The sequence below is a fragment of the uncultured Cardiobacterium sp. genome, assembly GCF_938028185.1.
Classification (GTDB): Bacteria; Pseudomonadota; Gammaproteobacteria; order Cardiobacteriales; family Cardiobacteriaceae; genus Cardiobacterium.
Map to the genome: position 1 here is coordinate 1 of NZ_CALJAH010000156.1, position 3206 is coordinate 3206.

At 62.1% G+C, this 3206-nt stretch carries 3 protein-coding genes; all 3 read left to right on the forward strand.

What is annotated here, in order from left to right:
- The coding region (gene ftsA, locus Q0349_RS04720) for a cell division protein FtsA (protein WP_298079726.1) at window positions 1–989 on the forward strand (989 nt) is incomplete at its 5' end.
- A 29-nt stretch (window positions 990–1018) separates the two neighbouring features.
- Window positions 1019–2197 carry a cell division protein FtsZ gene (gene ftsZ, locus Q0349_RS04725; RefSeq protein ID WP_298079727.1) on the forward strand — a complete coding sequence of 393 codons (1179 nt, stop codon included), beginning with the start codon at window positions 1019–1021 and terminating at the stop codon, window positions 2195–2197.
- A 6-nt stretch (window positions 2198–2203) separates the two neighbouring features.
- Window positions 2204–3127 (forward strand): UDP-3-O-acyl-N-acetylglucosamine deacetylase, encoded by a 924-nt coding sequence (gene lpxC / locus Q0349_RS04730; protein WP_298079728.1) that lies wholly within the window; start codon window positions 2204–2206, stop codon window positions 3125–3127.
- Window positions 3128–3206 lie beyond the last annotated feature (79 nt).

Sequence of the window (3206 nt, forward strand, 5' to 3'; positions counted from 1 at the left end):
TGCTCAGCATCGGCGGCGAACATATCCTCGGCGTCAACAGCGACGGTCGCACCCCCGTGCGCAACCGCCGCGTCAGCGAAAGCGACATCTCCCGCGCCATGCTGCGCGCGCGCCATCCGGCCAGACGCGAAGCGCTGCACACCCTGCACGTCCTGAAACAACAATTCCTCGTCGATGGCCGCCCCGACATCGTTGACCCGCGCGGCATGGTCGCCGACGAACTCGAAGCGCGGGCGCACATCATCAGCGCGCGCCGCTCGCTCGTCACCAACCTCTGCCAGTGCGTGCGCAACGCGGGCATGGAAATCGAAGGCGTCATCTACGCCGGACTCGCCTCCGGCTATGCCGCCAGCAGCCCCGAAGAACGCGACCTCGGCATCTGCACCGTTGACCTCGGCGCGGGCACGGCGGACATCATGCTGTGGTGGCACAACCAGCCGGTACACGCCGCCTCCCTGCCCGTGGGCGGCGAACAAGTATCGAGTACCCTCGCCACCACCCTGCGCGTGCCGCGCCAGACTGCGGAAATGCTCAAACGCAGCTACGGCGCGCTCTACAGCAAATACTACCACCACACCCGCATCTCCCTGCCCAGCACCGGCCACCTGCCCGACCGCTACATCGCCAGCAATGACCTGGTCGAACAAATCGCCGCCAGTTACCAAAAAATCTTTGCCAGCATTGGCAAAGAATTGCAGCGTGCCGGATTGCGGAAAATGCTCGATGGCGGCATCGTCTTTACCGGCGGCGCGGCACAAATGCCGGGACTCGCCGAAATGGCGGGCGAATTTTTCAACTGCCCGGTGCGCGTATTCATCCCGCCGCCAATTCCCGGCCTGGACGAATATCTGCAAAACGATGCCGGCATGACCACAACCCTCGGACTGCTCTATATGCACCAGTATCCCGTCGAGGATTACCTTTGGGCGAGAGAAGAAAAAGACGGTATAATTCCGGGCATCAGAAATTTCCTAAAGCGTTATTTATAACGGCGAAATGACACACAAGAGGTAAACACATGGCTTTTACAATCCAGATGGACGAGACCGACAACACATCCCCCGTCATGATCAAAGTCATCGGCATCGGTGGCGGCGGATGCAACGCGCTGAAACAAATGATGGACTTTGACCTGCACGGCGTGGAACTGATTGTGGCCAATACCGACAAACAGGTATTGCAGGAAAACCCCATCCAGAACAAACTGCAACTCGGCGTCAAAACCACGCGTGGCATGGGCGCCGGCTCCAAGCCGGAAGTCGGACGCGCCGCCGCCGAAGAAGACCGCGACAAAATCCGCGACGTGCTGAACGGCGCCGACATGGTCTTCATCGCCGCCGGCATGGGTGGTGGCACCGGCACCGGCGCCGCTCCGGTCATCGCCAACGTCGCGCGCGACATGGGCATCCTCACCGTCGCCATCGTCACCAAGCCGTTTACCTTTGAAGGAATGCCACGGATGCGCAAGGCAGAAGCCGGGCTGGAAGTGCTGAAAAGCGAAGTCGATTGCCTCGTCATCATCCCCAACGACCGCATCTCCGCCGTCATGGGCGAAGACGCGACCCTCATCGGCTCCTTCAAAACCGTTGATAACGTCCTGCGCGACGCGGTGTACAGCATTGCCACCATCATCCAGAAACTGGGCGTCATCAACACCGACCTCGAAGACGTCAAAACCATCATGAGCGAACGCGGCATCGCGATGATGGGCTCCGGCGAAGCCAAAGGCGAAGACCGCGCCCGCGCCGCCACCGAAAAAGCCATCTCCTCGCCGCTTTTGGAAAACATCGAACTCGCCTCGGCACGCGGCCTGCTGGTCAACGTCAGCGCCAGCTCGGACATCAAGACCACCGAATACCAGACCGCCTGCAACGTCATCTACGACATCATCGACCCCGAACAGGTCAACCTCAAAATCGGCCTCATCATTGACGACAACATGGGCGACACCCTGCGCGTCACCGTCGTCGCCACCGGCATCGAAGGCAGCGATGACAGCGCCCTCTTTGGCGGCAGCAGCGGCTACACCAACGCCAACGAACTCTTCGGCATTCGCGCCGCCAGCAGCGAGCCGCTCGCCCCGTCGCGCAACCCGGCCGAAGAACGCGACCGCGACCCCTACCGCGACGACTACACCGACAGCGACAACAGCGGCGGCTTCAGCCTCTCCAGCCTGCTGCGCAAACGCACCCGCTAAACGCGCATGGCCAGACAGCGCAGCATCCGTGACGCCATTGCCGGCTCCGGCATTGGCGTCCACAGCGGCAGACGGGTGGACATCCGCCTCATGCCCGCCCCCGCTGACAGCGGCATCACCTTCCGCCGCAGCGACCTTGACCCTCCCGTAGAAATCCCGGCGCGCGCTGCCCTCGTCCACGACACCCAGCTCTGCACCGCGCTCGTGGACGAACATGGCGTGCGCGTCGCCACCATCGAACACCTGATGTCGGCACTCGCCGGCGTTGGCATCGACAACCTCATCATCGAGCTGACCGCGCCGGAAGTCCCCATCATGGACGGCAGCGCCGCGCCCTTCGTTTACCTGCTGCAACAGGCGGGCATCCGCGAACAGGACGCCGCCAAGCGCTTCATCCAGATATTGGAACCGGTAGAAGTGCGCGAAGGCGACAAATGGGCGCGCCTCTCGCCCTTTGCCGGCTGCCGCTTCGATTTCTCCATCGAATTTGACCATCCCGTCTTTCGCCACCGCAACAACCAGACCCGGCTTGACTTCTCCAGCCGCCGCTACATCCGCGACATCAGCCGCGCCCGCACCTTCGGCTTTCTGCGCGACATCGAATACCTGCAAAGCCACGGCCTGACGCTCGGAGGCGGACTGGACAACGCTATTGTCGTGGATGACTACCGCGTCCTCAACGAACAGGGCTTGCGCTTTGACGACGAATTTGTACGCCACAAACTGCTTGATGCCGTCGGCGACCTCTACCTGCTCGGCGCGCCGCTCATCGGCCACTACGAAGGCCACAAATCCGGGCATGACCTCAACAACAAACTCTGCCTCGCCCTGCAAAACGCGCCGCAAAGCTGGTGCTGGACCGAACTCGACCGTGACAGCGCCATCGAAATCGATTACGGCGAAAACTACCCGCTGCCGCAGGCGGGCTGACCATACACCGACAGGCTCCCTCCCCCTGTGGGGGAGGGCTGGGGTGGGGTTACTTGCAGCCATCCTGATACCGCTTACT

Excerpts from the sequence above, each read along its gene's own strand:
- ftsZ (WP_298079727.1), top strand. The coding sequence starts at position 1,019 with ATGGCTTTTACAATCCAGATGGACGAGACCGACAACACATCCCCCGTC.
- lpxC (WP_298079728.1), top strand. The coding sequence starts at position 2,204 with ATGGCCAGACAGCGCAGCATCCGTGACGCCATTGCCGGCTCCGGCATT.